Source organism: Nocardia sp. NPDC127526 (genome assembly GCF_042672265.1).
Classification (GTDB): Bacteria; Actinomycetota; Actinomycetes; order Mycobacteriales; family Mycobacteriaceae; genus Nocardia.
Genome location: NZ_JBHXVO010000017.1, coordinates 1 through 22120, shown reverse-complemented (window position 1 = coordinate 22120; position 22120 = coordinate 1). Strand labels below are relative to the sequence as shown.

24 protein-coding genes are annotated in these 22120 nt (G+C 68.1%); 15 read left to right on the top strand and 9 right to left on the bottom strand.

The genetic code is table 11. The annotated features are described in order from the left end of the window. Positions 1-93 precede the first annotated feature (93 nt). Complete coding sequence (locus ACFVIV_RS24620) at positions 94-573, top strand: gamma-glutamylcyclotransferase (protein WP_379200074.1); 480 nt, start codon at positions 94-96, stop codon at positions 571-573. A 160-nt stretch (positions 574-733) separates the two neighbouring features. Here the strand turns inward: ACFVIV_RS24620 and ACFVIV_RS24615 are convergent, their stop codons facing one another. The 4 genes from ACFVIV_RS24615 to ACFVIV_RS24600 form a co-directional block, all read right to left on the bottom strand. Next, positions 734-1915, bottom strand: a complete 1182-nt coding sequence (locus tag ACFVIV_RS24615; RefSeq protein ID WP_379200312.1) for a M20 family metallopeptidase — start codon at positions 1913-1915, stop codon at positions 734-736. A 143-nt stretch (positions 1916-2058) separates the two neighbouring features. Further along, positions 2059-3279 carry a M20 family metallopeptidase gene (locus ACFVIV_RS24610; protein WP_379200072.1) on the bottom strand — a complete coding sequence of 407 codons (1221 nt, stop codon included), beginning with the start codon at positions 3277-3279 and terminating at the stop codon, positions 2059-2061. A gap of 129 nt (positions 3280-3408) precedes the next feature. Further along, positions 3409-4116, bottom strand: a complete 708-nt coding sequence (locus tag ACFVIV_RS24605) for an enoyl-CoA hydratase-related protein (RefSeq protein WP_379200070.1) — start codon at positions 4114-4116, stop codon at positions 3409-3411. A 31-nt stretch (positions 4117-4147) separates the two neighbouring features. Further along, positions 4148-4864: a TetR/AcrR family transcriptional regulator gene (locus ACFVIV_RS24600; RefSeq protein ID WP_379200068.1), complete on the bottom strand. Its 717-nt coding sequence runs from the start codon at positions 4862-4864 to the stop codon at positions 4148-4150. A gap of 56 nt (positions 4865-4920) precedes the next feature. Here ACFVIV_RS24600 and ACFVIV_RS24595 point away from each other — a divergent pair, with 56 nt between their 5' ends. The 5 genes from ACFVIV_RS24595 (at position 4921) to ACFVIV_RS24575 (ending at position 10195) form a co-directional block, all read left to right on the top strand. Then, positions 4921-6120 (top strand): FAD-dependent monooxygenase, encoded by a 1200-nt coding sequence (locus ACFVIV_RS24595; RefSeq protein WP_379200066.1) that lies wholly within the window; start codon positions 4921-4923, stop codon positions 6118-6120. 212 nt (positions 6121-6332) lie between these two features. Next, a complete protein-coding gene (locus ACFVIV_RS24590; protein ID WP_379200065.1) occupies positions 6333-7172 on the top strand; it encodes a purine-nucleoside phosphorylase in 840 nt (279 codons plus the stop codon). Between the two features lie 624 nt (positions 7173-7796). Next, complete coding sequence (locus ACFVIV_RS24585) at positions 7797-9506, top strand: phospho-sugar mutase (RefSeq protein ID WP_379200063.1); 1710 nt, start codon at positions 7797-7799, stop codon at positions 9504-9506. A 7-nt stretch (positions 9507-9513) separates the two neighbouring features. Beyond that, positions 9514-9735, top strand: a complete 222-nt coding sequence (locus ACFVIV_RS24580) for a hypothetical protein (protein ID WP_379200061.1) — start codon at positions 9514-9516, stop codon at positions 9733-9735. A 103-nt stretch (positions 9736-9838) separates the two neighbouring features. Further along, on the top strand, positions 9839-10195 hold the full coding sequence (locus ACFVIV_RS24575) for a hypothetical protein (protein WP_379200059.1): 357 nt from the start codon (positions 9839-9841) through the stop codon (positions 10193-10195). Between the two features lie 9 nt (positions 10196-10204). Here ACFVIV_RS24575 and upp read toward each other — a convergent pair whose 3' ends face one another. Then, the gene (upp, locus tag ACFVIV_RS24570) at positions 10205-10828 is read right to left on the bottom strand and encodes a uracil phosphoribosyltransferase (RefSeq protein ID WP_379200057.1); all 624 of its coding nucleotides are present in this window, start codon (positions 10826-10828) and stop codon (positions 10205-10207) included. 138 nt (positions 10829-10966) lie between these two features. Between upp and ACFVIV_RS24565 the strand changes: the two genes are divergently transcribed. The 5 genes from ACFVIV_RS24565 (at position 10967) to ACFVIV_RS24545 (ending at position 14518) form a co-directional block, all read left to right on the top strand. Continuing rightward, positions 10967-11290, top strand: coding sequence for a type VII secretion target (locus ACFVIV_RS24565; protein WP_379200055.1), 324 nt, complete (start codon positions 10967-10969; stop codon positions 11288-11290). Between the two features lie 85 nt (positions 11291-11375). Further along, positions 11376-12545: a C40 family peptidase gene (locus ACFVIV_RS24560; protein ID WP_379200053.1), complete on the top strand. Its 1170-nt coding sequence runs from the start codon at positions 11376-11378 to the stop codon at positions 12543-12545. After that, positions 12542-12883: a hypothetical protein gene (locus tag ACFVIV_RS24555; protein WP_379200051.1), complete on the top strand. Its 342-nt coding sequence runs from the start codon at positions 12542-12544 to the stop codon at positions 12881-12883. Before ACFVIV_RS24560 ends, ACFVIV_RS24555 begins: the two co-directional genes overlap by 4 nt. 28 nt (positions 12884-12911) lie before the next feature. Continuing rightward, entirely contained in the window at positions 12912-13241 is a 330-nt protein-coding gene (locus ACFVIV_RS24550; protein WP_379200049.1) for a YbaB/EbfC family nucleoid-associated protein, read from the top strand. Positions 13242-13267: 26 nt separating this feature from the next. Then, complete coding sequence (locus ACFVIV_RS24545) at positions 13268-14518, top strand: primosomal protein (protein WP_379200047.1); 1251 nt, start codon at positions 13268-13270, stop codon at positions 14516-14518. 70 nt (positions 14519-14588) lie between these two features. Here ACFVIV_RS24545 and ACFVIV_RS24540 read toward each other — a convergent pair whose 3' ends face one another. From ACFVIV_RS24540 to ACFVIV_RS24525, 4 genes are all read right to left on the bottom strand, one after another. Continuing rightward, positions 14589-15251, bottom strand: a complete 663-nt coding sequence (locus ACFVIV_RS24540) for a hypothetical protein (protein WP_379200045.1) — start codon at positions 15249-15251, stop codon at positions 14589-14591. Positions 15252-15300: 49 nt separating this feature from the next. Beyond that, positions 15301-16392: an adenosine deaminase gene (locus ACFVIV_RS24535; protein WP_379200043.1), complete on the bottom strand. Its 1092-nt coding sequence runs from the start codon at positions 16390-16392 to the stop codon at positions 15301-15303. A gap of 129 nt (positions 16393-16521) precedes the next feature. Beyond that, positions 16522-17847, bottom strand: coding sequence for a thymidine phosphorylase (locus ACFVIV_RS24530; protein WP_379200310.1), 1326 nt, complete (start codon positions 17845-17847; stop codon positions 16522-16524). Positions 17848-17900: 53 nt separating this feature from the next. Continuing rightward, positions 17901-18302, bottom strand: a complete 402-nt coding sequence (locus ACFVIV_RS24525; protein WP_379200308.1) for a cytidine deaminase — start codon at positions 18300-18302, stop codon at positions 17901-17903. A 300-nt stretch (positions 18303-18602) separates the two neighbouring features. Between ACFVIV_RS24525 and sdhC the strand changes: the two genes are divergently transcribed. From sdhC to ACFVIV_RS24505, 4 genes are read left to right on the top strand one after another with little or no spacing between them, the layout of a single operon-like run. After that, positions 18603-18998, top strand: a complete 396-nt coding sequence (sdhC, locus tag ACFVIV_RS24520) for a succinate dehydrogenase, cytochrome b556 subunit (protein WP_379200041.1) — start codon at positions 18603-18605, stop codon at positions 18996-18998. 4 nt (positions 18999-19002) lie between these two features. Continuing rightward, on the top strand, positions 19003-19434 hold the full coding sequence (locus ACFVIV_RS24515) for a succinate dehydrogenase hydrophobic membrane anchor subunit (RefSeq protein WP_379200039.1): 432 nt from the start codon (positions 19003-19005) through the stop codon (positions 19432-19434). Between the two features lie 14 nt (positions 19435-19448). After that, the gene (sdhA, locus tag ACFVIV_RS24510) at positions 19449-21218 is read left to right on the top strand and encodes a succinate dehydrogenase flavoprotein subunit (RefSeq protein WP_379200037.1); all 1770 of its coding nucleotides are present in this window, start codon (positions 19449-19451) and stop codon (positions 21216-21218) included. Next, positions 21218-21991: a succinate dehydrogenase iron-sulfur subunit gene (locus ACFVIV_RS24505; protein ID WP_379200035.1), complete on the top strand. Its 774-nt coding sequence runs from the start codon at positions 21218-21220 to the stop codon at positions 21989-21991. Before sdhA ends, ACFVIV_RS24505 begins: the two co-directional genes overlap by 1 nt. Positions 21992-22120: the final 129 nt, after the last annotated feature.

Genomic DNA, 22120 nt, shown 5'->3' with positions numbered 1-22120 from the left:
CGAATCCGGCACTCCGGGCCCACGGGAGGTTACGAACCGCCCGGAGATCGGGTTCAGGGACGGTTGTCAGGGATTGTTCGATAGGCTCTTACAGTGCCGATTTACGCCGCCTACGGGTCCAACATGGATCCCGAGCAGATGCTCAAGCGCTGTCCGCACTCCCCCGTGTACGGAACCGGCTGGCTGGAAGGGTGGCGCCTGACCTTCGCCGGAGACGACATCGGCTGGGAGGGACCGCTCGCCACGGTGGTCGAGGAGCCTGGCTCACGCGTGTTCGTCGTCCTGTACGACGTGCCCGACGATGACGAGGTCAGCCTGGACCGCTGGGAAGGTTCGGATTTCGGCATTCACAAGAAGATTCGGCTGCGCGTGACCCCGAACCAGGGCCCCGCCACCGAGCCGGTGCTGGCCTGGCTGTACGTGCTGGACGCCTACGAGGGCGGCCTCCCGTCGGCCCGCTACCTCGGGGTGATCGCCGACGCCGCCGAAAAGGCAGGCGCGCCAAGCGACTACGTCCACGCCCTACGCACCCGCAATAGCAAGAATGTGGGCCCGGGCACCTTCGGCCTCTGATAGACGACGCAGGGGCCGCATCCTTGGAGGATGCGGCCCCTGCTCGGAACGGGACAACTGATTTCGCGAGGTCCGGGTAACTCACCGGGCACGACCAAAATCGGATCGGCTCCCAGCCGCTGGCACGCGTGCGCAACGGCTGACGGCTCTCAGCCGGGCGCTAAAGTCGCGGGGAGGCGGGGGAGCTCAAGACCAGGCTGGTCATGACCTGCACGCCCACGGCGAGGGCGCGCTCGTCGATATCGAAGGTCGGCTGGTGCAGGTCGAGTTGCTCGCCCTTGCCCGACCAGACGCCGAGCCGGGCCATGGCGCCGGGGACTTCCTCCAGGTACCAGGAGAAGTCTTCGCCGCCGCCGGATTGCTGGGTGTCGGCGAGGGCGTCCGGGCCGATTTCGCGAATGGCGTCCTCGAACATGCGCACGGCCAGTTCGTCGTTCACCACCGGCGGCACGCCGCGCTTGTAGTTGAGCTGGTAGCGCACGCCGGTCGGGGCGAGCAGGCCCTCGACGATCTCGCGGACCATGGGCTCGAGCAGCGACCAGGTGGCGTGATCGCCGGTGCGGACAGTGCCGGTGAGCATGCCGGTCTGCGGAATGGCATTGGGCGCCTTGCCCGCCGACACCGCGCCCCACACCATGACGGTGCTGGTGCGCGGGTCGATGCGGCGGCTGAGCAGACCCGGCAGGCCGGTGATGACGGTGCCGATGGCGTACACCAGATCGCTGGTCAGATGCGGGCGCGAGGTGTGCCCGCCCGGGGAGTCCAGCACGAGTTCGACGGTGTCGGCGGCGGAGGTGATGGCGCCGACTCTGATGCCGACCCGGCCGACCTCCAGCCGCGGATCGCAGTGCAGCGCGAACATGCGCGAGACGTCTTCCATGGCGCCCGCGGCGACCATGTCGATGGCGCCGCCGGGCATGACCTCCTCGGCGTGCTGGAAGACCAGTCGCACGCCGACCGGCAGGTTCGGAACTTCGGCGAGCGCCAGCGCGGTGCCCAGCAGGATGGTGGTGTGCGCATCGTGCCCGCAGGCGTGCGACACACCCGGCACGGTCGAGGCGAAGGGCAGGCCGGTGTACTCCTGCAGCGGCAGCGCGTCCATATCGGCGCGCAGGCCGATGCGCGGGCCGTCGGCCGGGCCGATATCACAGATGAGCCCCGTGCCGCTGGGCAGCTTGCGCGGCTCCAGACCGGCCTTGACCAGCCAGGATTCCACGAACTCGGTGGTACCGAACTCGGTGCGGGACAGCTCGGGGTTGGCGTGGATGTGCCGCCGCCACGAAACCAGGTCGTCGGCGTGCTCGTCCAGCCACGCGTCCACCACGTCTCGACCGCTCACCATATCCATGTCAACACCCACCGTGCCCATTTCAAAGCCCATGTCGACCCCCACCGAGCTGCCGTTCACGCCGCTCGCCGTCCCCTGCGAGACGCACGGGGCCGCCACTGGTCCCGAAGCTCGCGCCGCGGACCGGCCGGTTGTGCTCACCGAATGTCCTCCTGTCGCTGAAACTGCCGTTGACTGACTCGTTCCGACAACCTGTCCCTGTGTAATTGATCGCCTGAAAGTTGTATCGCGGTGCGAGCCAAAGCCGTAGCACCGTCGATGACAGCCTCGTCGGCGGAGGCGTTCACGGCCGCGGCCGCGAACGCGGGCTGGTGGGTCACCGCGCCACCGGCATCGATCCCGATCACCGGGTGGATGCCTGGGATGACATTGGTGACATTGCCCATATCCGTGCTGCCCAGCGGCCGTTGCGCCTCGAGTTCCGGGGCAATGGGCTCGCGACCGAGTTCGACGATCTGCTCGCGATAGGCACACAGTAGTGCGCTGTCGGGAGTGAGCTCGGTATATGTCGGCGCGAGCTTCCGGATTTCATGTGTGCATCCGGTCGCCAGGGCACCTGCCTCGAAACAGGCCGATGCGCGTCGCATCAGATCTTCGAGGTCCGCGGAGTTCACTGCTCGTAGGTAATACAGCAGTTCCGCGTGTCCGGGCACGATATTGGGGGCCACGCCGCCCGACCCGACTATACCGTGCAGTTGCTGTCCGGGAAGTAGATGTTGGCGTAGCAAACCCAAAGCAACTTGTGCGATGGTGAGCGCATCAAGAGCATTTCGCCCGTATTCCGGCGCGGCGCTGGCATGGGATTCGCGGCCGTGAAAAACAACGGACAAATCAGCCAGGGCCAGAGAATGCGCGCCGGCGATATCCTCCGGGCCCGGATGCACCATCATGGCCATGGCGCAATCATCGAAGACGCCGCGCTCCAGCATGAGGACCTTACCGCCGCCGCTCTCCTCGGCGGGCGTGCCGAGCACCTTCACCGTGATCCCGCAGGCATCGGCCACCGCGGCCAGCCCCAGCGCCGCACCCACCGCGGACGCGGCGATGATGTTGTGCCCGCAGGCGTGCCCGATTTCGGGCAGCGCGTCGTATTCGGCGCAGAGGCCGACGACGAGATCACCGTGGCCGTATTCGGCGGTGAAGGCGGTCGGCAGCTCGGCGACGCCCTTCTCGATGCGGAAGCCGTGTTCGCGCAGCGGCTCCATGGTCTTCTCGACGCTGCGGAATTCCTCGAAGGCGAGTTCGGGTTCGGCGTGAATCGAATGCGAGAGCGCGATCAGCCGATCGCGGGCGGCGGCGATGGCGGAATCGGCGGCGGTGAACACGGACCGGTCATCGCCGCTGCGCGATGGTGGCATGGCCACCAGTCTTACACTCCACGACCCCGGTGTCGCAGCGGGCGAGCCGGAAATCTCACGGTATGGCGCGCTCGCACCGAATAATTAGGGGCTCCGGGGGTGTTGGCCCGAAGCCCCTCGGCTTCCGGCTCAGGCCGGGTTGAAGCCCAGGTTCTCCGGGGTGGTCTCCACGGCCAGCCCGGCGAGCGCCTTCTGGTGCAGCGCCTTCTTGATTTGCTGGAGGTTGGGCTTGCGGTTGCCCTTGAGCACGTCGGCCTGGGCGACCGCCGCGGCGAGCAACGCCTCGGCATCCGCCTTGCCGTCCACAATGCCCTTGGCGATGGCGTCATCGGCGGCATAGCGGCGGCCGGTGGTCATGGCCTCCACGCACACCTGATTGGTGAGGCGCTCGGTCAGCAGCGCGTTCATGGCGACCGTGAACGGCATGCCCAGGTGCACCTCGGGCAGGCACCAGAAACCGCGGTCCGCGCGCATGAGGCGGAAATCGCAGGAGGTGGCCAGCATGGCGCCGGCGCCGAAGGCGTGCCCGTTCACCGCGGCGACGGTCGGCATCGGGAAGGCCAGCAGGCGCGAGTACAGCGAGTGCACCTGGTCCAGGTACCAGCAGTTCTTGTCGAAATTGCCGAACAGCCAATCGGTGTCGAGGCCATTGGAGAAGAACTTGCCGTTGGCGGTGACCACCAGCGCGGCCGGCCCCTCGGACGCCTCGGCCTCGTCGAGCAGCGCATGGACTTCGGTGATCCAGTCCGGGTGGAAGCGATTCTCGCTGTCGATGTTCTGGCCCTCGGTCCCGAGGTTCAGGACGAACACGTCCCCATCACGCTTCAAATACGGCATGTGTGCAGGGTAATAGGGCCGCACCCACTAGCTACTCGCGGGTAGCCTGCTCGTACTCCAGACCGAAGGCGGCGCAGATCTCCCGCAGCAGGTCCTCGAACAGCGGGGCGAGGTCGTCGAAGACGAATTCGACCTGACGCAGCACCTCCATGCACAGCAGGCCGTAGAGGCGAATCCAGCATTTCAGGAAGACGTAGGCGGCCGCGGGCGGGAGCTGCCCGCCGATGCCGTTCGAATAGCCGGTCAGCTGCCGCCGCAGGGACGGATCCAGGGCGTCCGGGTCCGGCACCGCGAAGGGTTTCGCCGCCCACCGTGCGGCCACCTCGTCGCGGAAGGCCGCCTCGAAATCCAGCGCCGGTTCGTGACTGAGCGATTCGGCCGCGAGGGTGCTCGACGGAGCGGCGAACATCCAGCCGAATTCGGCCGGGTGGGTGATAGCCCACTCGCGCATGGCGCGGCACATGCTCAGCAGCCGAACGGATTCCGACGCGTCGGCATGCGTGGCGCGAGCGGCCGTAACGGCCCGGGTGAGCTCCTCGTAGCAGTCGGCGGTCACGGCCTGCACCAGGATCTCGTGACTCGCGTAGTAGCGGTACAGCGCGGGGCCGCTCATCCCCATGGCGCGGGCGACGGCATTCACCGTCACCGCCTGTGCGCCCTGCTCGATCAGCAATCGCCTTGCGGTGGAACGGATCTCCGCCATAGTGGTCTGCCGGAGCCGGTCGCGCCGGGTGGTATCGGTCGTCACGTTAGGGATTCTAACTCGAGTTAGAGTCTCTAACGAATCCTCGAGAAGGGACCGACATGACCGATACGGCAATCATCATCGGCGCGGGCATCGGCGGGCTGGCCACCGCGAAAGCACTGCGGCGCAACGGCTGGCACGTGGAGATTCACGAAAGATCCACCGACTTCGGCGGACTCGGCTCCGGCCTGAGCATCGCCCCCAATGCGATGCACGCACTGCGCCACCTCGCACTGGACAGCGCGGTGTCCGATATCGCCCGGCGCCTGGACGGCCTCGAAGCCCTGCTGCCCACCGGCAAACCCGCCATGCGCCTCGACTCCGCCACCCTCACAACCAAATACGGCGACGCCGTCTACGCGGTCCACCGCGGCGACCTGCACCGCCTACTGCTCGAATCCCTCGACGACATCCCGCTGCATCGAGGTCACCGCGTCCTCGGCGTCGCGCCGGACAGCTCGACCGCCGCAGTAGTGACCATCGCAGGACCCGACGGCACGCACGCGCTGACGGCCGATCTGGTCGTCGCCGCCGACGGTGTGCACAGCCGTGTGCGCGCGGCGCTGTTCCCCGGCCATCCGGGAGCGCGCTACGCCGGATATGCCGCGTGGCGCGGCATCGTGCCCGCCGCTGCGGCGGCGCACTTGGATGTGCGGCCCGTCTTGGCGGAGACCTGGGGTGCGGGCATTCGGATCGGCGTCATGCCGCTGCGCGACGGGCGGGTCTACTGGTACGCCTTCGACACCGCGCCCGAAACCGACCAGCCCGCACCGGAAGTGGGCGCACTCGCCGCACGATGCGCGGCGTGGCCGCGGCCCATCCCCCAACTGCTGGCCGCAACCCCCGCCGACGCGGTGCTGGTCCGCCCGGTCCACTACCTCGACCGCGCCCTGCCGAGTTTCGTGCGCGGTCCGATCGCCCTGCTCGGCGACGCCGCCCACGCCGTCACCCCCGATGTCGGGCAGGGCGCGTGCCTGGCCCTCGAAGACGCGGTCGTCCTGGCCGCCACGGTCACCGAGCAGGGTGTCAGCGCGGGCCTGCGCGCCTACGACAGCGCCCGCCGTCCCCGCACCCAGCGCATCGCCCAGACCTCCGGCCGCATGGGCCGCGCCCTGCAAGGCAACCACCCGGCATCCGCCCGCCTCCGCGACCTCACCGCCCGCCTCACCCCCACCGCCCTGAACACCCGTTTCGCCGACTCCCTCTACGCCTGGACCCCGCCCTCTTCTCCTGCGGAAATCACGCATCCCACTCGCTGATTCGCCATACGCACCTCCGGCCGATTCGCCATACGCACCTCCGAGAGGGGTGTCACCCGGGATACGCACCCCCGCGAGGCGGTGGTCGTCCGGGGCCCGATTCCCCCCGCCGTCATCGACCGGGAACTGGTGGCGGGCCGCTCTCGCGTTTCGCCGTCACCAGTTCCCGGTGATCGCGCGTCCAACTCGATTTCCGGGCGAAATCCCGGCAATTGGTGCACGTCGCAGTTGCGCAACTGCGCGCGAGATCGCCGGGGACTAGGGTGGGCGACATGCAAGCCGAGCTGGCCGCGAAGGCGATCGCCGAACGAACTGGAGTGCCGAGTCACCGGGTCGCGGTGATTCTCGGGTCGGGGTGGCAGGAGGCGGCCGCGGAGGTCGGCGATCCGGCCACATCCATTCCCATGGGCGAGGTCCCGGGGTTCGGATCGCCCACCGCCCAGGGGCATCAGGGCACGATTCACTCGGTGCCGGTCAACGATGAGCACGTGCTGCTGCTCATGGGCCGTCAGCACCTCTATGAAGGCCACGAACCCGCCCAGGTCGTGCACAATGTCCGCACCGCCATCGCCACGGGCGCGGAGATCATCCTGCTTACCAATGCCGCGGGCGGTATCCGCCGCGACCTGACCGTCGGTGAACCGGTCCTGATCAGCGATCACATCAACTTCACCGGCCGCACGCCGATCGCCGGGGCGAATTTCGTGGATCTGGTGGACGCCTGGGATCCCGAACTGCGCGCTCTCGCAAAGGAAATCGACCCCACGCTGACCGAGGGCGTCTACGCCGGTCTCACCGGCCCGCAATACGAGACCCCGGCCGAGATCCGCATGCTGCGCACCCTCGGCGCGGATCTCGTCGGCATGTCCACGGTGCTGGAAGCCATCGCCTGCCGCGAGGGCGGAGCCAAGGTACTCGGCATCTCCCTGGTCACCAACCTCGCCGCCGGGGTCACCGGAGCGCATCTCTCGCACGCCGAAGTACTGGCCGAAGGCCACGCAGCCGCTGCGCGATTGGGCAAACTGCTGCGCGGAGTCCTCGAGCGCCTGTAGGTCCGCCGCGAGTATCGATCGCTCCGGCCCGCCACCGCCGCAGCACCAAATATCCCCCCACCAGGGTGAAAACCACTGACAACGCTCCCTCGATGAGGAGTTCCACCGCCTCGTCGGTGGAACGCATCACCTTGGGCCCGCCCCACGGCAACACCCGCAATCGGACGTCGATGGTCGCGCCGGGTTCGATTCGTTTGCTGGCCAGGGAAATCGAGTGTCGCTCACCCGACTCGTCGACGTAGAAACCCTCGACATAGCGGACCTTGTCATCGCCCGTGGTCCGCCAATAGGCCCGCTCGATGGTGAGGGACTCCGCTCGCCCCGCTCCCTGCAAGTATCCGCCGCCGTTGACGAGATAGGCGATGCCGGAGAACAAGCTGATCGCGAACGACAGTATGCATAACGACGGCACGAGCCACGGGCGCATGGCACGCCAAATTCTTTTACCCCCCATGAATCCACGCTACGGAAGCCGGTTCGGGCTGTCATTCGAGATTCAGCCCGGCCGACCCGGGTAACACGGGTCCGTGGCGTAATCGCGCCGGGTGGCGTGGCCCGCTCCGCGTTCGGCGGCGGGACGGCATGATCGTGTGCGGTACGCCGGAACTAGACGAGGAGGCGCGCATGCTGCGGTTCGGGACGGCCGGGTTGCGGGGTCCGTTGCAGGACGGGCCGGACGGCATGAATGTGGAGACGGTCGCGCGAGCCAGCGCGGGGGTGGCGGAATGGCTGCGCGGGCGGTGCCTGGGTGGCGGGTTGGTGATCGTCGGGCGGGATGCGCGGCACGGGTCAGCGGAATTCGCCGCGGCGACGGCGGAAGTGTTTGCGGCGGCGGGGTTTTCGGTGCTGGAGTTGCCGCGGCCGCTGCCCACGCCGGTGGTGGCCTATGCCGTGCGCGATGTGGGGGCGGTCGCCGGGGTACAGATCACGGCGTCACACAATCCCGCGACGGACAACGGGTACAAGCTGTATCTGGATGGCGGATCACAACTGGTCCCGCCTGCTGACGCCGAGATCGAACGGTGCATCGACGCGGTGCGCGAGCCCATCCCGCGCGCCGATCCGGCGACCGCCGTGCCCGCCGCGAGCGTCTTTGCCGCGCTCGGCGTTGCCGACGACTCGTCCGGTGGTGGTGCGGGTCAGGGCGGCGGCGAGCCTGCGGTGGACAGGGCGGCGGTGATCGAGCCCGGCAGCCCGCCCGGCACGTTCGCCGTGGCCGCCGACACCGGAGCGGTGGAGTCGCAGGCAGCCGATTCCGCCACGGTGACGGCGCGTTCCACCGACGCGCTCGGCGAGGAGTTGGTGCGGCGGTATCTGGCGCGGGTTTCGGCGCTGCCCAGTGTGATCGGGGGGCCGGGGGCGCGGGCCGCGATTCGGATTGCGTTGACGGCCATGCACGGGGTGGGCGGGCAGGTGGCGCTGAGTGCGCTGCGGGATGCCGGGTTCACCGATGTGCATGTGGTGGAAGAGCAGTTCGCGCCGGATCCGGATTTCCCGACGGTGGCGTTTCCGAATCCGGAGGAGCCGGGGGCGGCCGATCTGCTGCTGAAACTGGCGGAGCGGGTGGATGCGGATATTGCGATCGCGCTGGATCCGGATGCGGATCGGTGTGCGGTGGGGGTGGCGGGGCCGGACGGGTGGCAGATGCTGCGGGGGGATGAAACCGGGGTGCTGCTGGGTGATTTCGTCCTGCGGACGGCCGCGCCGGACTCGCTGGTGGCCACCACCATTGTGTCGTCGCGGCTGTTGAGCAAGCTGGCTCCGGCGCGGGGAGCCCGGTATGCGGAGACGCTCACCGGGTTCAAGTGGCTGGCGCGGGCGGGGGACGGCTTGGTCTACGCGTACGAGGAGGCCATCGGGCATTGCGTGGATCCGGCCGCGGTGCGGGACAAGGACGGGATTTCGGCGGCGGTGCTGGCGGCCGATCTGGTCGCGCAGGCGAAGGCGGCCGGGCGCACGCTGTTCGACCTGCTCGACGACTACGCGGTCGAGTTCGGGGTGCACGCGGGCGATCAGGTGTCGCTGCGGCTGGCCGATGCCGACGAGGCCGCCGCGGTGGTGGCGCGATTGCGGGAGACGCCGCCGACCGAGATCGCCGGAATCCGGGTGACGTGCACCGATCTGGCGCAGGTGCGCGGGCGGATGCGCACCGACGCGCTCGTGTTCGAAGGCGAGTCGATGCGCATGGTGGTGCGCCCGTCCGGCACCGAACCGAAGCTCAAGTGCTACCTGGAGGCATTCGAACCGGTCGTTTCGCGTACCGCATTAGCCCACGCGAAAGCCTCCGCCGCCCTTACCCTCTCAAATATCAGGGAGTTCTGCGAGAAGCTGTGAGGTGGCCGTGAGCGAACAGCACTGCACGCACTGCGGAGGCTTCGACCTCGAACAGGGGTTCCTCGACGACGCGGGCGATTCCGCACCCGGCTACACCCGCTGGATTCCCGGCCCGCTGGAGCTGGAGCCGTTCGGCGGCGCGAAGCGAATCGGTAAGCCCCGCTTCGCCGTTCATGCCCACCGCTGCCGCTCCTGCTCGCATCTGGAGCTGTTCGCGCCACGCAAGTAACCCGCTCGCGGAACGTCGGCCGGACATACCGGGCCTTGCCGCCCGGTCCGGCCGGGGCTAGCGTGTCCAGAGCTAGTCAGCTCCGCGAAAGGAACGCCCGCACATGCGTAAATCCCTGTGGCTCACCGGATTCGGCTTCGCAGCCGCAGCGCTGCTGAGCACGGCCGGACCGGCCGCGGCCGCCGCCTCCGTCATGGAGCACGACGGCCCGTACCAGGTGAACACGGAGATCTCGGCGGGCTACTACACCACCCACACCGCCGCCCCCGGCTGCGAGTGGGCGCGCTTCACCGCCGGCGGCGACATCATCGAGCAGGGCCGCGGCGGCAATGGCGTGGTGACCGTGCGCATCCCCGCCACCGATGCGGTGTTCTCCACCAGCGGCTGCGGCACCTGGACGATCGAGGGCGGCCAGCGGCAGCCGACCGGACCGAGCACCGGCTCGTTCGGATCGTCCTAGCGAATCGCCTCAGCGCGGGCCGAATTGGCGATCCCCGGCGTCTCCCAGGCCGGGGACGATGAAGGCGTCGGAGTTGAGGCCGCGGTCGATCGAGGCGGTCACCAGGCGCACGGGGTGGCCGGACTTCTCCAGTGCGGCAATGCCTTCCGGGGCGGCGACGACGCAGATGACGGTGATGTCGCGGGCATGCCGGGTGGCCAGCAGGTCCAGCGTGTAGACCATGGAACCGCCGGTGGCGAGCATGGGATCGAGCACGATGACCGGGGTGTCGGCGAGATCCTCCGGCAGTGACTCCATGTACGGGGTCGGCTCGTGCGTCTCCTCGTCGCGGGCCAGGCCGACGAAGCCGATGCGGGCATCCGGGATGAGGTTCTCGGCGGTCTCCACCATGCCGAGCCCGGCGCGCAGCACCGGAACCAGCAACGGCGGCGCCGCCAGCCGGGTGCCTTCGGCCGCGGCGACCGGGGTGGCGATCGGGAAGGTGGCGACCGGCGCGTCCCGCATGGCCTCGTAGACCAGCAGGCCGGTGAGGTCGCGCAGCGCTGCCCGGAATGTCGGGTTTGTGGTGCGCGCATCTCTCATGGTGGTCAGCAAAGCGGCAGCGAGCGGATGGTCCACGATGTCAGTGCGCATAGGAAAACGATAGGTCAGCCAGGCAAATTGAGGTCCGGGCCGGTCGACTTTCCGCCCCCGGGAACCACTCCGCCCCCGTCACACGTCCAATCCCACGTTGGACGTAATCCGCCAGCGACCAGTTCACCGGGGGCCTCCATGCACCACCTCACCATCCATCCCGCCGACCTCACCGCCTACGCGACCACCGCCGCCGCCATGGCCGCCGACCTCACCACCGCCACCACCCTCGCCGCCACCGCCACCCCCGCCCTACTCACCCCCACTCTCGGCCTCATAGGCGCCGACTTCATCTGCGCCTACACCGCAGCCCACACCACCCACCTCACCACCCTCACCGCCTTATCGGCCGTCCTCACCTCCCTCGGCGCAGCGGGCACGGGCGCTGCCGTCTCCTACACCGGCACCGACACGGCCTATGGCAGCGCCCTGCGCGCGATCGACGCGGTGGTCACCATATGAACGCCCTCGGCAACGCCCGGTCCACACACGCAGCCGACGCGATCGGACCGGAAACAAATCGGCGCGAGACAGCGAGGGCGTGCGGATGAGCGCGGAACTCGATGTCTCCGGCTTGGCGGGACCGCTCGTCGAGCTGCTCGCGGGGTTCGGAGCAGGCGGGGTGGGCGGATCGGCGGGCGAGGCGTTGCGGCAGGTCTCTGTGATCGTGGATGGGGTGCATGCGGCGGGGCGCGCCGGGATCGATCAGGTGTATGACGCGTGGCGGGGACCGGCCGGGGATGCGGCGCTGGGCAAGGCCATGCAGGTGCAGACGGCGGCGGCGACGGTGTCGGATCGGGGGAATGCCATGGCGGAGATCGTGGATCGGGCCGCCGGGGAGGTCGCCGCTGGACAGCGGGAGGTGGAGGAGATTCTGCGGTCGTTCTTGTGCACGGTGCAATCGATTGGACCGGGTGGGTTCGGTCCTGCCGGGCTCGCGGTGATCGTCGGCGTGGCGCTCGATCACATCGGGAGGGCATTGCGGGTGGTGGAGCGGGTGCGGGTGGAGTTGGCGGCGGATACGGCCGCGATGGGTGAGCTGGTCGAGCCGCCGCCGGTACCGGCCCCCGCCGGCGTGCCGGACATCGGAACCGGTGCGGCGGACGTGCCGGACAGCGGGGGCGGCGCGACGGTCGTTCCGGCGGCCGTGGGCTCGCCCGGCGGGGTGCAGCAGATCGGTTCGGCTGCTGTGTCGATGGGCGGGCGGGCGTTGGAGACCGGCACGTCGCTGGTGAGCGAGGTGCTCACGGTGCCGTCGTCGGTTGGTGAGGCGGTGCCGCAGACCGGCGGGAGCGGGGGCGGGACGTGGTCGTCGCCGACCGGGGTGATGGTGACGCTTCCGGATGGCAGTACCGTGGAGGCGCCCAATCAGCAGGCTGCCGAGGCGGTGCGGAATGCGCTCGGGGCGGTGGGTACGCCGTATGTGTGGGGTGGCAATACGCCGGGTGTCGGGTTGGATTGCAGTGGGTTGACGCAGTGGGCGTATGCGGAGGCCGGGGTTTCGCTGCCGCGGCTGGCGCAGGAGCAGGGTTACGGGCATCAACAGGTGGGTCCAGGGGACTTGATGCCCGGTGATCTCGTGGTGTGGGACGGGCATGTGGCCATGGTCATCGGGAACGGGCAGTTGGTGGAGGCGGGGGATCCCGTCCAGGTCGGACCGATACGAACGGAGAACGTTGGGATGCGGTTTCTCGGGTTCTACAGGCCTACGGCATGAGCGCGCCGCGGGTCCCGAATGTCACGGTGGCCGCGAGCAGCAATCGCGCGGGCACGGTCACGGTGCGCGCCACCGATCAGGGCATGCCGGTGGAGATCCGGTTCGAGCGCGGCGAATACCGGTACGGCGCACAGGCTCTCGCGGACGAGATCCTGCGACTGACCAACCGGTCGGCCATTGCCGCCAAGTCCCGGCGACGCGAATTGCTGGCCGAGGCCGGGGTGCCGGAGGAGGTACTGGACCGGCTGGGCCTGCCGACGCGGCAGGCCGCGGTCGACGAATTGGATCGCCTCGACGATGCCGACACCGGGCCGGCGAGCTGGACGGGGCGAGCGTGAGCGGCCACCCCAACAGGAAGGACGCGGTATGAGCGCGGAGATGGACGCGCTGGTCAAAGGCGTCGGCGACAAGTTGGAGGCGCTGGAATCGGCGCTGGCAGGGCTGCGGGAGGTGCGCGGCCGATTCAGCAGCGAGGACGGCTCGGTGACCGCCGAGGTCGACGGCGACGGCGCGCTGACCGGCCTGTGGCTGGCCGAATCGGTGACCTCCCGCCCGCCCGCGGAGGTGTCGCAGTTGATCCTCTGGGCCTGCCGGGAAGCGGCCGCGGCGGCGACCGCGCAGCGCTCCGAAATCGTTGCCCGATTGAACGAGTCCATGGTGGCGGGAAATGTTGGGGGCGGCCCGGATAGTGCCTGAGGCGACCACTAGATAGGCTTCCGGTCATGGCTTCTGGAGACATCGTCCCGATCGCGCTCGGCCTGACCAAAGGCGATCTCGTCACCCTGTGGGCACCGCGCTGGCGAGACGGTGACGATGAGTGGCAGGCATTCCTCGGACACGAGGAAGACCTCTACGGCTTCGAGTCGGTAGCGGAGCTGGCGGCGTTCATTCGCACCAACTCCGATAACGATCTCGTCGACCATCCGGCCTGGAAGATAATCGCCGGGCTGTCCGCGGCCGAACTGGAGCCGGAGGAGCAGTACGTCTTCGATCTGGTCGGCGTGCCGGAGCTGGCGGCCGACGATCCGGACCCGGAGATCGTCTCCGAGCTCGAGGAGACCCTCGATATCGTCCGCAATATCGGCGATGTCTGCGAGCTCGACACCGTCACCAAGTTCTTCGGCTCGCATCCGGTGGTGGGCGCGCTCGCCGGCGGCGTGAGCACCTTCTTCGGCAAAGAGGGCGAAGAGCTGTGGGACCAGATCGGCGCGGCCATCAGCAAGGACTGGGACGCCGTCCTGGACGCCATCGACACCGTGGTGACCATTCCGGATGTGGACGCCGACGCGGTGGCGGTCGCCGAGGCGGAACTGCTTGCGGCCGAGGAGAACATCGTCGACGCCGAGGATGCGGCCGACAGCGATGAGGAGAGCGAGTTCGAGACCGTCGACCTCGACGAGGAGGACGACGACGAGGACGAGGACCTCTCCTTCTGGCACGAGGTCGGCATCGACCCGGTGCAGATCATCTCCTCCGAGGGCACCTTCTTCACGCTGCGCTGCTACGTCGACGACGACCCGATCTTCCTCGGCACCGACGGCGTCATCACCGTCTTCCCGTCCGAGCGCGCCCTGGCCCGCTACCTGGCCGACGATCACGACCACGATCTCGCCCACGTCAGCACCTACGGCGAGGTCCAGACCGCCGCGGTCGACGGCTCCCTCGAGGTCGTGGTGGACGAGGAGAACGTCTACGTCCTGCCCGGCATTGCCGACGACCTCGCCGCCGGTCCCCAGTCCGTGGACACCGACCAGCTCGACCTGGCCGTCGAATTGTTCACCGACGCAGCCGATTACGCGGACGACGACTCGGTGGAAACCGCCCTCGCCGTGTCCACTCCGCTCGGCTGGTACGTCTCCTACCTGCTGAACCCCGACCCCACCCGCATGGCCCCGAACCCGCCGTTCAATGCCGAGGCCGAGCAGTGGCGGGCCCTGGAAGTGGCTTTCGAAGGCCGTCTCCGCAAGGCCTGACGCTCCGATAGCCGACTTGGGCCGCACCTGCGATCAGGTGCGGCCCAAGTCATTTCGGCACTGGATTCGATCAGGACAGTCCGAGCCGAATCCACACCTGCTCGGAGCGGCACAGCAGTCGTCCGTCCTCGCCGTACACCGCGGTCGCCGTGAAACCCTTGCGCCCCTGCTCTTCCCGCAGCGCGCCGACCACGACGCACTGCTCGCCGAGCGCCGGCAGATCCAGCACGGATCCCGTCATGGAGCCGAGAACCGCCGGTCGCTCGAACATTTCGGGCAGGGACCACCCGCCCGGACAGTCCATCGCGGCCCACAGCAGCGGCGCCCCGATCGGCACCGTCCCATCGGGCGTCCACGGCGCCGCCACCATTCCGTCGCCCACGGCCCCGGCCTCGATCCCCAGCCCGTCGTCGCGCCGCGTACCGCACACGAAGCACTGACCGAACAGCTCATTGCCTTGATACTCACTGCGCGCGGCGGCCGCGGCGGCATACGAAACGGCCGCCGGCGCATCCGTATCGAACTGCCCCGCAACGGAATCCACCACCAGAGCGTCCCCGTCGTAGAGCCCTCCGTCGCGCACTCGCAACGGCACGTCCAACGGCGGCGGCCCCCGCAGGATCACCTTCACCACGGGCTCGTCCCGCTGTTCGGCCAGCAGCCCCGCCACATAGCCGCCGTTCCCGGTTCCGGGCGGTCCATTGAATCTGGCGGGAATCTGCAAGCTCGTCATACTTCGCTACGGTAACGACTCGCTCTTCCCGCCAGAAATGGCGCATCGATCAGCCGATGAGCACGGCGTAGCCGGGCTTGATGACCTCGTCGATCAGGCGGAGCCGGTCCGGGAAGGGGATGAAGGCGGACTTCATGGCATTGATGGTGAAGCGCTCCAGATCGCTCCAGCCGTAGCCGAAGGTCTCGGAGAGCTTGAACATCTCCTTGCTCATGGAGGTGTCGCTCATGAGGCGGTTATCGGTATTGACGGTCACGCGGAAGCGCAGCCGGGCCAGCAGATCGAAGGGGTGCTTGTCGAGTGAGGGCACCGCGCCGGTCTGCACATTGGAGGACGGACACAGCTCGAGCGGAATTCGCTTGTCGCGCACGTAATTCGCGACCAGGCCGAGCCGCGGACCGCCGGGCGCGTCGGTGATGTCGTCGGTGATGCGGACGCCGTGCCCGAGGCGGTCGCAGCCGCAGAAGGCGAGGGCCTCGTGAATCGAGGGCAGCCCGAAGGCCTCACCCGCGTGGATCGTGAAGTGTGCGCTGTTCGCCCGCATGTATTCGAAGGCATCGAGGTGGCGGGTGGGAGGGTAGCCCGCCTCCGCGCCCGCGATATCGAAGCCGCCGACGCCGCGGTCGCGCCAGCGGACGGTGAGTTCGGCGATCTCGAGCGAGCGGGCCGCGTGCCGCATGGCGGTGAGCAGGCAGACCATTCGAATGGGCGTCCCCGCGGCGGCGGCCAGGGCCTCGCCCTCGCGGAAGCCGGCGAGGGTGTGCTCCACGACCTCGTCGAGGGTGAGACCCGCCTCCAGGTGCTGTTCGGGCGCGAACCGCACCTCGGCGTACACGACGCCGTCGGCGGCCAGGTCCTCGGCGCATTCGCGGGCGACCCGGCGCAAGCCTTCGGGCGTCTGCATGACGGCGACGGTGTGCGCGAAGGTTTCCAGGTACAGCTCGAGCGAGCCGCTGTCGGCCGCGTCGCGGAACCAGGCGCCCAGGGCTTCGGCATTGTCGGCCGGTAGCTGGTCGTATCCGCAGTCGCGGGCCAACTCCAGGACGGTGGCCGGGCGCAGCCCGCCGTCGAGGTGATCGTGCAGGACCGCCTTCGGAGCCTGGCGGATCGAAGCGAGTGTGAGGGGCGTCGGTCCAGTCATGTAGAAACGGTAGCCGCATTCGCGTTCCGCGGCACCACAGTTGATCTTTGTCCCTACGTATTTCGGCAATTCGTTGCCCGCACGTAGCTGACGGTCGTGCGGGCGTCACCGGCTATTCGCGGCGGGAGGTCAAGACGCCGTGATGCGATCGAGGAGCAGGGGCATGCGAGCGAACACCGGCGACGGGTGCGAGCTCGACCTCGGGTCCACGGCGGCGGGGTCCACGATGTCGAAAGCGTTCCGCAGTGCCTCGAAGGCGGCGGGGAAGGCCTCGGGGGTATCGGTGTGCAGCGTCAGCAGCGGCTCCCCCGCCTTGACGGAATCGCCTGGCTTGGCGTGGATTCGGATGCCCGCGCCGGCTTGCACCGGATCACCCTGCCGCGCGCGGCCCGCGCCGAGCCGCCACGCGGCCAGCCCGACATCGAGGGCGTCGAGGCGGGTGAGCGTCCCGGTCGCGGGCGCCTCGAGGGTTTCGGTGTGGTGGGCGACCGGCAGCGGCGCATCGGGATCGCCGCCCTGCGCGGCGATCATCGCGCGCCAATGGTCCATTGCCCGACCGTCCGCCAGGGCATCCGCGGGATCGATGCCGTCGATTCCGGCCTGGGCCAGCATTTCCCGCGCCAGCGTCACGGTCAGCTCGACGATATCGGCCGGACCGCCACCGGCCAGCACCTCGAGGGATTCGGCGACTTCGAGCGCATTGCCCGCGGTATTGCCGAGCGGGGTGTCCATGGCTGTGAGCAGCGCCACCGTGCGCACCCCGGCATCGGTGCCGAGTTCGACCATGGCGGCGGCCAATTCACGCGCCTGTTCCAGTTCTTTGAGGAACGCCCCGCGCCCGACCTTCACGTCCAGCACCAGCGCACCGGTCCCCTCGGCGATCTTCTTGCTCATGATGGAGCTGGCGATGAGGGGTATGGATTCCACCGTCCCGGTCACATCGCGCAGCGCGTAGAGCCGCTTGTCGGCGGGCGCGAGGTCGGCTCCGGCCGCGCAGATCACCGCGCCGATGGCGGGATCGGCGAGGATCTCCCGCATTCGCTCCACCGGAATGTCGGCCTGCCAGCCCGGAATCGACTCCAGCTTGTCGAGCGTGCCGCCGGTGTGGCCCAGCCCGCGCCCGGACAGCTGCGGCACCGACGCTCCGCAGGCCGCGACCAGCGGCGACAGCGGCAAGGTGATCTTGTCGCCCACGCCGCCCGTGGAATGCTTGTCGACCGTGGGCCGCGGCAGGTCCGAGAAGTCCAGGCGCTTCCCGGAGTTGATCATGGCGGCGGTCCAGCGCGCGGTCTCGCGGCGCGTCATGCCGCGCCACACGATGGCCATGGCCAGCGCCGACATCTGCTCGTCGGCCACCTGCCCGCGGGTGAACGCGTCGACCACCCAATCGATCTGCGCGTCGGTCAGCTCTCCCCCGTCGCGTTTGGCCCGGATCACGTCTACAGCCGAGTGCACACTCACGCCCTCAACCCTGGCACGAGTGCGCGGAATTCGCGGGCTACTGGGGGCTACTGCTGTCCGGCGGCGAGATCGTCGGGCCCGAAGGCATCGGGGAGCAGCGTGCTCAGCGGGACCGGACCGCGGGGATGATCGATCAGGACGTCATTGCCGCCGTGCTCGAACAGGATCTGCCGGCAGCGTCCGCAGGGCATCAGGGTTTCGCCGCGCGAGTCGCACACCGATACCGCCCGCAACCGCCCCCCGCCCGCGGAAATCAAGTTACCCACCAGTACGCATTCGGCACACAGGCCCAAACCGTATGAGATATTTTCCACATTGCAGCCGCTCACAATTCGCCCGTCCGAGGTGAGAGCCGCGGCCCCGACGGGGAATCGGGAGTAGGGCGCGTACGCGCTTTTCATGGCTTCAAAAGCCTTGTCGCGCAAGGTTTCCCAGGCAATTTCCGGCATATCGGACCATCCTGTCATGAGCGTGACCGTACCCACACGAAAGCGCTTCCGCACCCCTTCGAAAATCAGGAAAGGCAAACCTAACTCACAACAAAACGGGCCAACGAGCGGCACGCCGAATTAGTTCCCCCAACACCCGAGGATTAGAGTTCACGACAGATCGGTTCAGGTTCCCGACAACGGGCCTGCAGCACTGCCACCGGACTGTGATTCCGGCTGTGAGCTGGTGTTATCGACAGTCCTTAGGCTCCGCGCCGGATCTGACCGGGTCCATCGACGACGTTGGAGGCACCGCACTCTATGACCACGCTAGAAGCTCCGGCCAAGCCGAAGCGGACTCTTTACCGTGGCGACCCGGGCATGTGGTCCTGGGCCCTGCACCGCATCACCGGCGTGACGATCTTCTTCTTCTTGTTCGTCCACGTTCTGGATACCGCGTTGGTGCGTGTCAGCCCGGACACCTACGACCGGACCATCGATACCTACAAGACGCCGCTGGTCGCCTTGATGGAGATGGCCCTCGTGGTCTGCGTGCTGTTCCACGCGTTCAACGGCATCCGGGTCATCCTGGTCGACTTCTGGGAGAAGGGCCCGCGCTACCAGCGCCAGATGCTGTGGATCGTGCTCGCGCTCTGGATCCTCATCGCCGGCGCCGGCGTCGGCCGCCAGTTCTTCTACCTGCTGACGGAGCACTGACACCATGACCGCACCCATCCTGGGCACGTCCTACGACCGCCCCGCCAGCCTCGACGCCCCCCGCGCGCCCCGCCGCAGCTCCGGCAACAACTTCGAGAAGTACGCGTGGCTGTTCATGCGCTTCTCCGGAATCCTGCTGGTGTTCCTGGTCATCGGCCACATGTTCATCATGCTGATGATCGACGGCGGCGTGCAGCGCCTGAACTTCGCGTTCGTCGCGGGCCGCTGGGCCTCCCCGTTCTGGCAGATCTGGGACCTGTCCATGCTGTGGCTGGCCCAGCTGCACGGCGGCAACGGCCTGCGCACGGTCATCGACGACTACGCCCGCAAGGACTCCACCCGCTTCTGGCTGAAGACCCTGCTGGTGATCTCGATGATCCTGGTCTGCGTGACCGGCACCTACGTCATCTTCACCTTCGACCCCAACATCAGTTAGGAACGGCCAACTCGATGAGCGAATCTCGACCGATTCAGGAGCACCGCTACGACGTCGTCATCGTCGGTGCCGGTGGTGCGGGTATGCGCGCCGCGATCGAGGCCGGTCCCCGGGTCCGCACGGCGGTGCTGACCAAGCTCTACCCGACCCGCAGCCACACCGGCGCGGCGCAGGGCGGCATGTGCGCCGCGCTGGCGAACGTGGAAGAGGACAACTGGGAGTGGCACACCTTCGACACCGTCAAGGGTGGTGACTACATCGTCGATCAGGACGCCGCGGAGATCATGGCCAAGGAGGCCATCGACGCCGTGCTCGACCTGGAGAAGATGGGTCTGCCGTTCAACCGGACCCCGGAAGGCAAGATCGACCAGCGGCGCTTCGGCGGTCACACCCGTGACCACGGCAAGGCCCCGGTCCGTCGCGCCTGCTACGCGGCCGACCGCACCGGCCACATGATCCTGCAGACGCTGTACCAGAACTGCGTCAAGCACGACGTGGAGTTCTACAACGAGTTCTACGTGCTGGACCTGATTCTCACCGACACCGAGCGCGGCCCGGTCGCGACCGGCGTGGTGGCCTATGAGCTGGCCACCGGCGATCTGCACGTGTTCCACGCGAAGTCGATCATCTTCGCGACCGGTGGTTCGGGTCGTATGTACAAGACCACCTCGAACGCGCACACGCTGACCGGTGACGGCATGGCGATCGTGTTCCGCAAGGGACTTCCCCTCGAGGACATGGAGTTCCACCAGTTCCATCCGACAGGTCTCGCGGGCCTGGGCATTCTGATCTCCGAGGCCGTGCGCGGCGAGGGCGGCATTCTGCGTAATGCCTCCGGTGAGCGCTTCATGGAGCGCTACGCGCCGACCATCAAGGACCTGGCGCCGCGTGACATCGTGGCGCGCTCCATGGTCCAGGAGGTCCGCGAGGGCCGCGGCGCGGGTCCGAACAAGGATTACGTGCTCATCGATGTGACCCACCTCGGCGAGGACGTCCTGGAGGAGAAGCTGCCCGACATCACCGAGTTCTCCCGCACCTACCTGGGCGTGGACCCGGTGAAGGAGCCGGTGCCGGTCATGCCGACCTGCCACTACGTGATGGGCGGCATCCCGACCCGCATCCGCGGCGAGGTGCTGCGCAACAACACCGATATCGTTCCCGGCCTGTACGCCGCGGGCGAGTGCGCGTGCGTGTCCGTGCACGGCGCGAACCGGCTGGGCACCAACTCGCTGCTGGACATCAATGTGTTCGGCCGCCGCGCCGGCATTGCCGCCGCCGAGTACGCGCAGCGCGCGGAGTTCGTGGAGATGCCGGAGAACCCGGCGCAGATGGTGCAGGACTGGCTGGCGCTGATCCTGTCCGATCACGGCAACGAGCGCGTCGCCGACATCCGCACCGAGCTGCAGAACGCCATGGATGACAAGGCCGGTGTGTACCGGACCGAGGACAGCCTCAAGGAGATGCTGACCATCATCCACGCGCTCAAGGAGCGCTACACCCGGATCACCGTGCAGGACAAGGGCCGTCGCTACAACAGCGATCTGCTCGAGGCCGTCGAGCTGGGCTTCCTGCTGGAGCTGGCCGAGGTCACCGTGGCGGGTGCGCTGAACCGCAAGGAATCGCGCGGCGGCCACGCCCGCGAGGACTACCCGGACCGCGACGACGTCAACTTCATGCGCCACACCATGGCGTACAAGCAGAGCCCGGAGCTCATCTCCGAGATCCGCTTGGACTACAAGCCGGTCGTGCAGACCCGTTACGAGCCGATGGAGCGTAAGTACTGATGACTGCCACACTCGAGAAGGGTGCTGCCCAGGCGCCGGCGCCGGTGCCGGACGGCTCGACGATCATCACCGTCAAGATCGCCCGGTTCAATCCGGAGGACGGCCAGGGCAATCACTGGGACGAGTTCAAGGTCCCGGTGCTCCCCACCGACCGCTTCCTGAACGTGCTCATCTACATCAAGTCCTACCTGGACGGCACGCTCACCTTCCGGCGTTCCTGCGCCCACGGCGTCTGCGGTTCGGATGCCATGCGCATCAACGGCGTCAACCGGCTGGCCTGCAAGCTCCTCATGAAGGACATGCTGCCCAAGAACGGCAAGGACATCACCGTCACCGTCGAGCCCATCCGCGGCCTCCCCGTGGAGAAGGACCTCGTGGTGAACATGGAGCCGTTCTTCGACGCCTTCAAGGCCGTCAAGCCCTACCTCATCACCACGGGCAACGAGCCGACCCGCGAGCGCATCCAGTCCCAGCACGACCGCGCCCGCTTCGACGACACCACCAAGTGCATCCTGTGCGCCTGCTGCACCACCTCCTGCCCCGTGTACTGGAGCGACGGCAGCTACTTCGGCCCGGCCGCGATCGTGAACGCCCACCGCTTCATCTTCGACAGCCGCGACGAAGCCGCCCGCGAACGCCTCGACATCCTCAACGACGTCGAGGGAGTCTGGCGCTGCCGCACCACCTTCAACTGCACCGACGCCTGCCCCCGCGGCATCGAGGTCACCAAGGCCATCCAGGAAGTCAAGCGCGCCCTGCTCTTCGCGCGATAACCCCTGGCACAAGCCGAACAACGAAGGCCGCCCGCATCATTCGATGCGGGCGGCCGTGGTTGTTTAGCGGGTGCGGCACAAAGGGGTCCGGTGCTGATAAATTCGGGGGTGGCGGGTTCCACAGGAAAA

Coding starts and splice junctions, on each gene's coding strand:
- ACFVIV_RS24615 (WP_379200312.1), bottom strand. CDS start 1,915: ATGGTGAGCGGTCGAGACGTGGTGGACGCGTGGCTGGACGAGCACGCC.
- ACFVIV_RS24610 (WP_379200072.1), bottom strand. CDS start 3,279: ATGCCACCATCGCGCAGCGGCGATGACCGGTCCGTGTTCACCGCCGCC.
- ACFVIV_RS24605 (WP_379200070.1), bottom strand. CDS start 4,116: ATGCCGTATTTGAAGCGTGATGGGGACGTGTTCGTCCTGAACCTCGGG.
- ACFVIV_RS24595 (WP_379200066.1), top strand. CDS start 4,921: ATGACCGATACGGCAATCATCATCGGCGCGGGCATCGGCGGGCTGGCC.
- ACFVIV_RS24585 (WP_379200063.1), top strand. CDS start 7,797: ATGCTGCGGTTCGGGACGGCCGGGTTGCGGGGTCCGTTGCAGGACGGG.
- ACFVIV_RS24575 (WP_379200059.1), top strand. CDS start 9,839: ATGCGTAAATCCCTGTGGCTCACCGGATTCGGCTTCGCAGCCGCAGCG.
- upp (WP_379200057.1), bottom strand. CDS start 10,828: ATGCGCACTGACATCGTGGACCATCCGCTCGCTGCCGCTTTGCTGACC.
- ACFVIV_RS24565 (WP_379200055.1), top strand. CDS start 10,967: ATGCACCACCTCACCATCCATCCCGCCGACCTCACCGCCTACGCGACC.
- ACFVIV_RS24560 (WP_379200053.1), top strand. CDS start 11,376: ATGAGCGCGGAACTCGATGTCTCCGGCTTGGCGGGACCGCTCGTCGAG.
- ACFVIV_RS24555 (WP_379200051.1), top strand. CDS start 12,542: ATGAGCGCGCCGCGGGTCCCGAATGTCACGGTGGCCGCGAGCAGCAAT.
- ACFVIV_RS24550 (WP_379200049.1), top strand. CDS start 12,912: ATGAGCGCGGAGATGGACGCGCTGGTCAAAGGCGTCGGCGACAAGTTG.
- ACFVIV_RS24545 (WP_379200047.1), top strand. CDS start 13,268: ATGGCTTCTGGAGACATCGTCCCGATCGCGCTCGGCCTGACCAAAGGC.
- ACFVIV_RS24540 (WP_379200045.1), bottom strand. CDS start 15,251: ATGACGAGCTTGCAGATTCCCGCCAGATTCAATGGACCGCCCGGAACC.
- ACFVIV_RS24535 (WP_379200043.1), bottom strand. CDS start 16,392: ATGACTGGACCGACGCCCCTCACACTCGCTTCGATCCGCCAGGCTCCG.
- ACFVIV_RS24525 (WP_379200308.1), bottom strand. CDS start 18,302: ATGCCGGAAATTGCCTGGGAAACCTTGCGCGACAAGGCTTTTGAAGCC.
- sdhC (WP_379200041.1), top strand. CDS start 18,603: ATGACCACGCTAGAAGCTCCGGCCAAGCCGAAGCGGACTCTTTACCGT.
- ACFVIV_RS24515 (WP_379200039.1), top strand. CDS start 19,003: ATGACCGCACCCATCCTGGGCACGTCCTACGACCGCCCCGCCAGCCTC.
- sdhA (WP_379200037.1), top strand. CDS start 19,449: ATGAGCGAATCTCGACCGATTCAGGAGCACCGCTACGACGTCGTCATC.
- ACFVIV_RS24505 (WP_379200035.1), top strand. CDS start 21,218: ATGACTGCCACACTCGAGAAGGGTGCTGCCCAGGCGCCGGCGCCGGTG.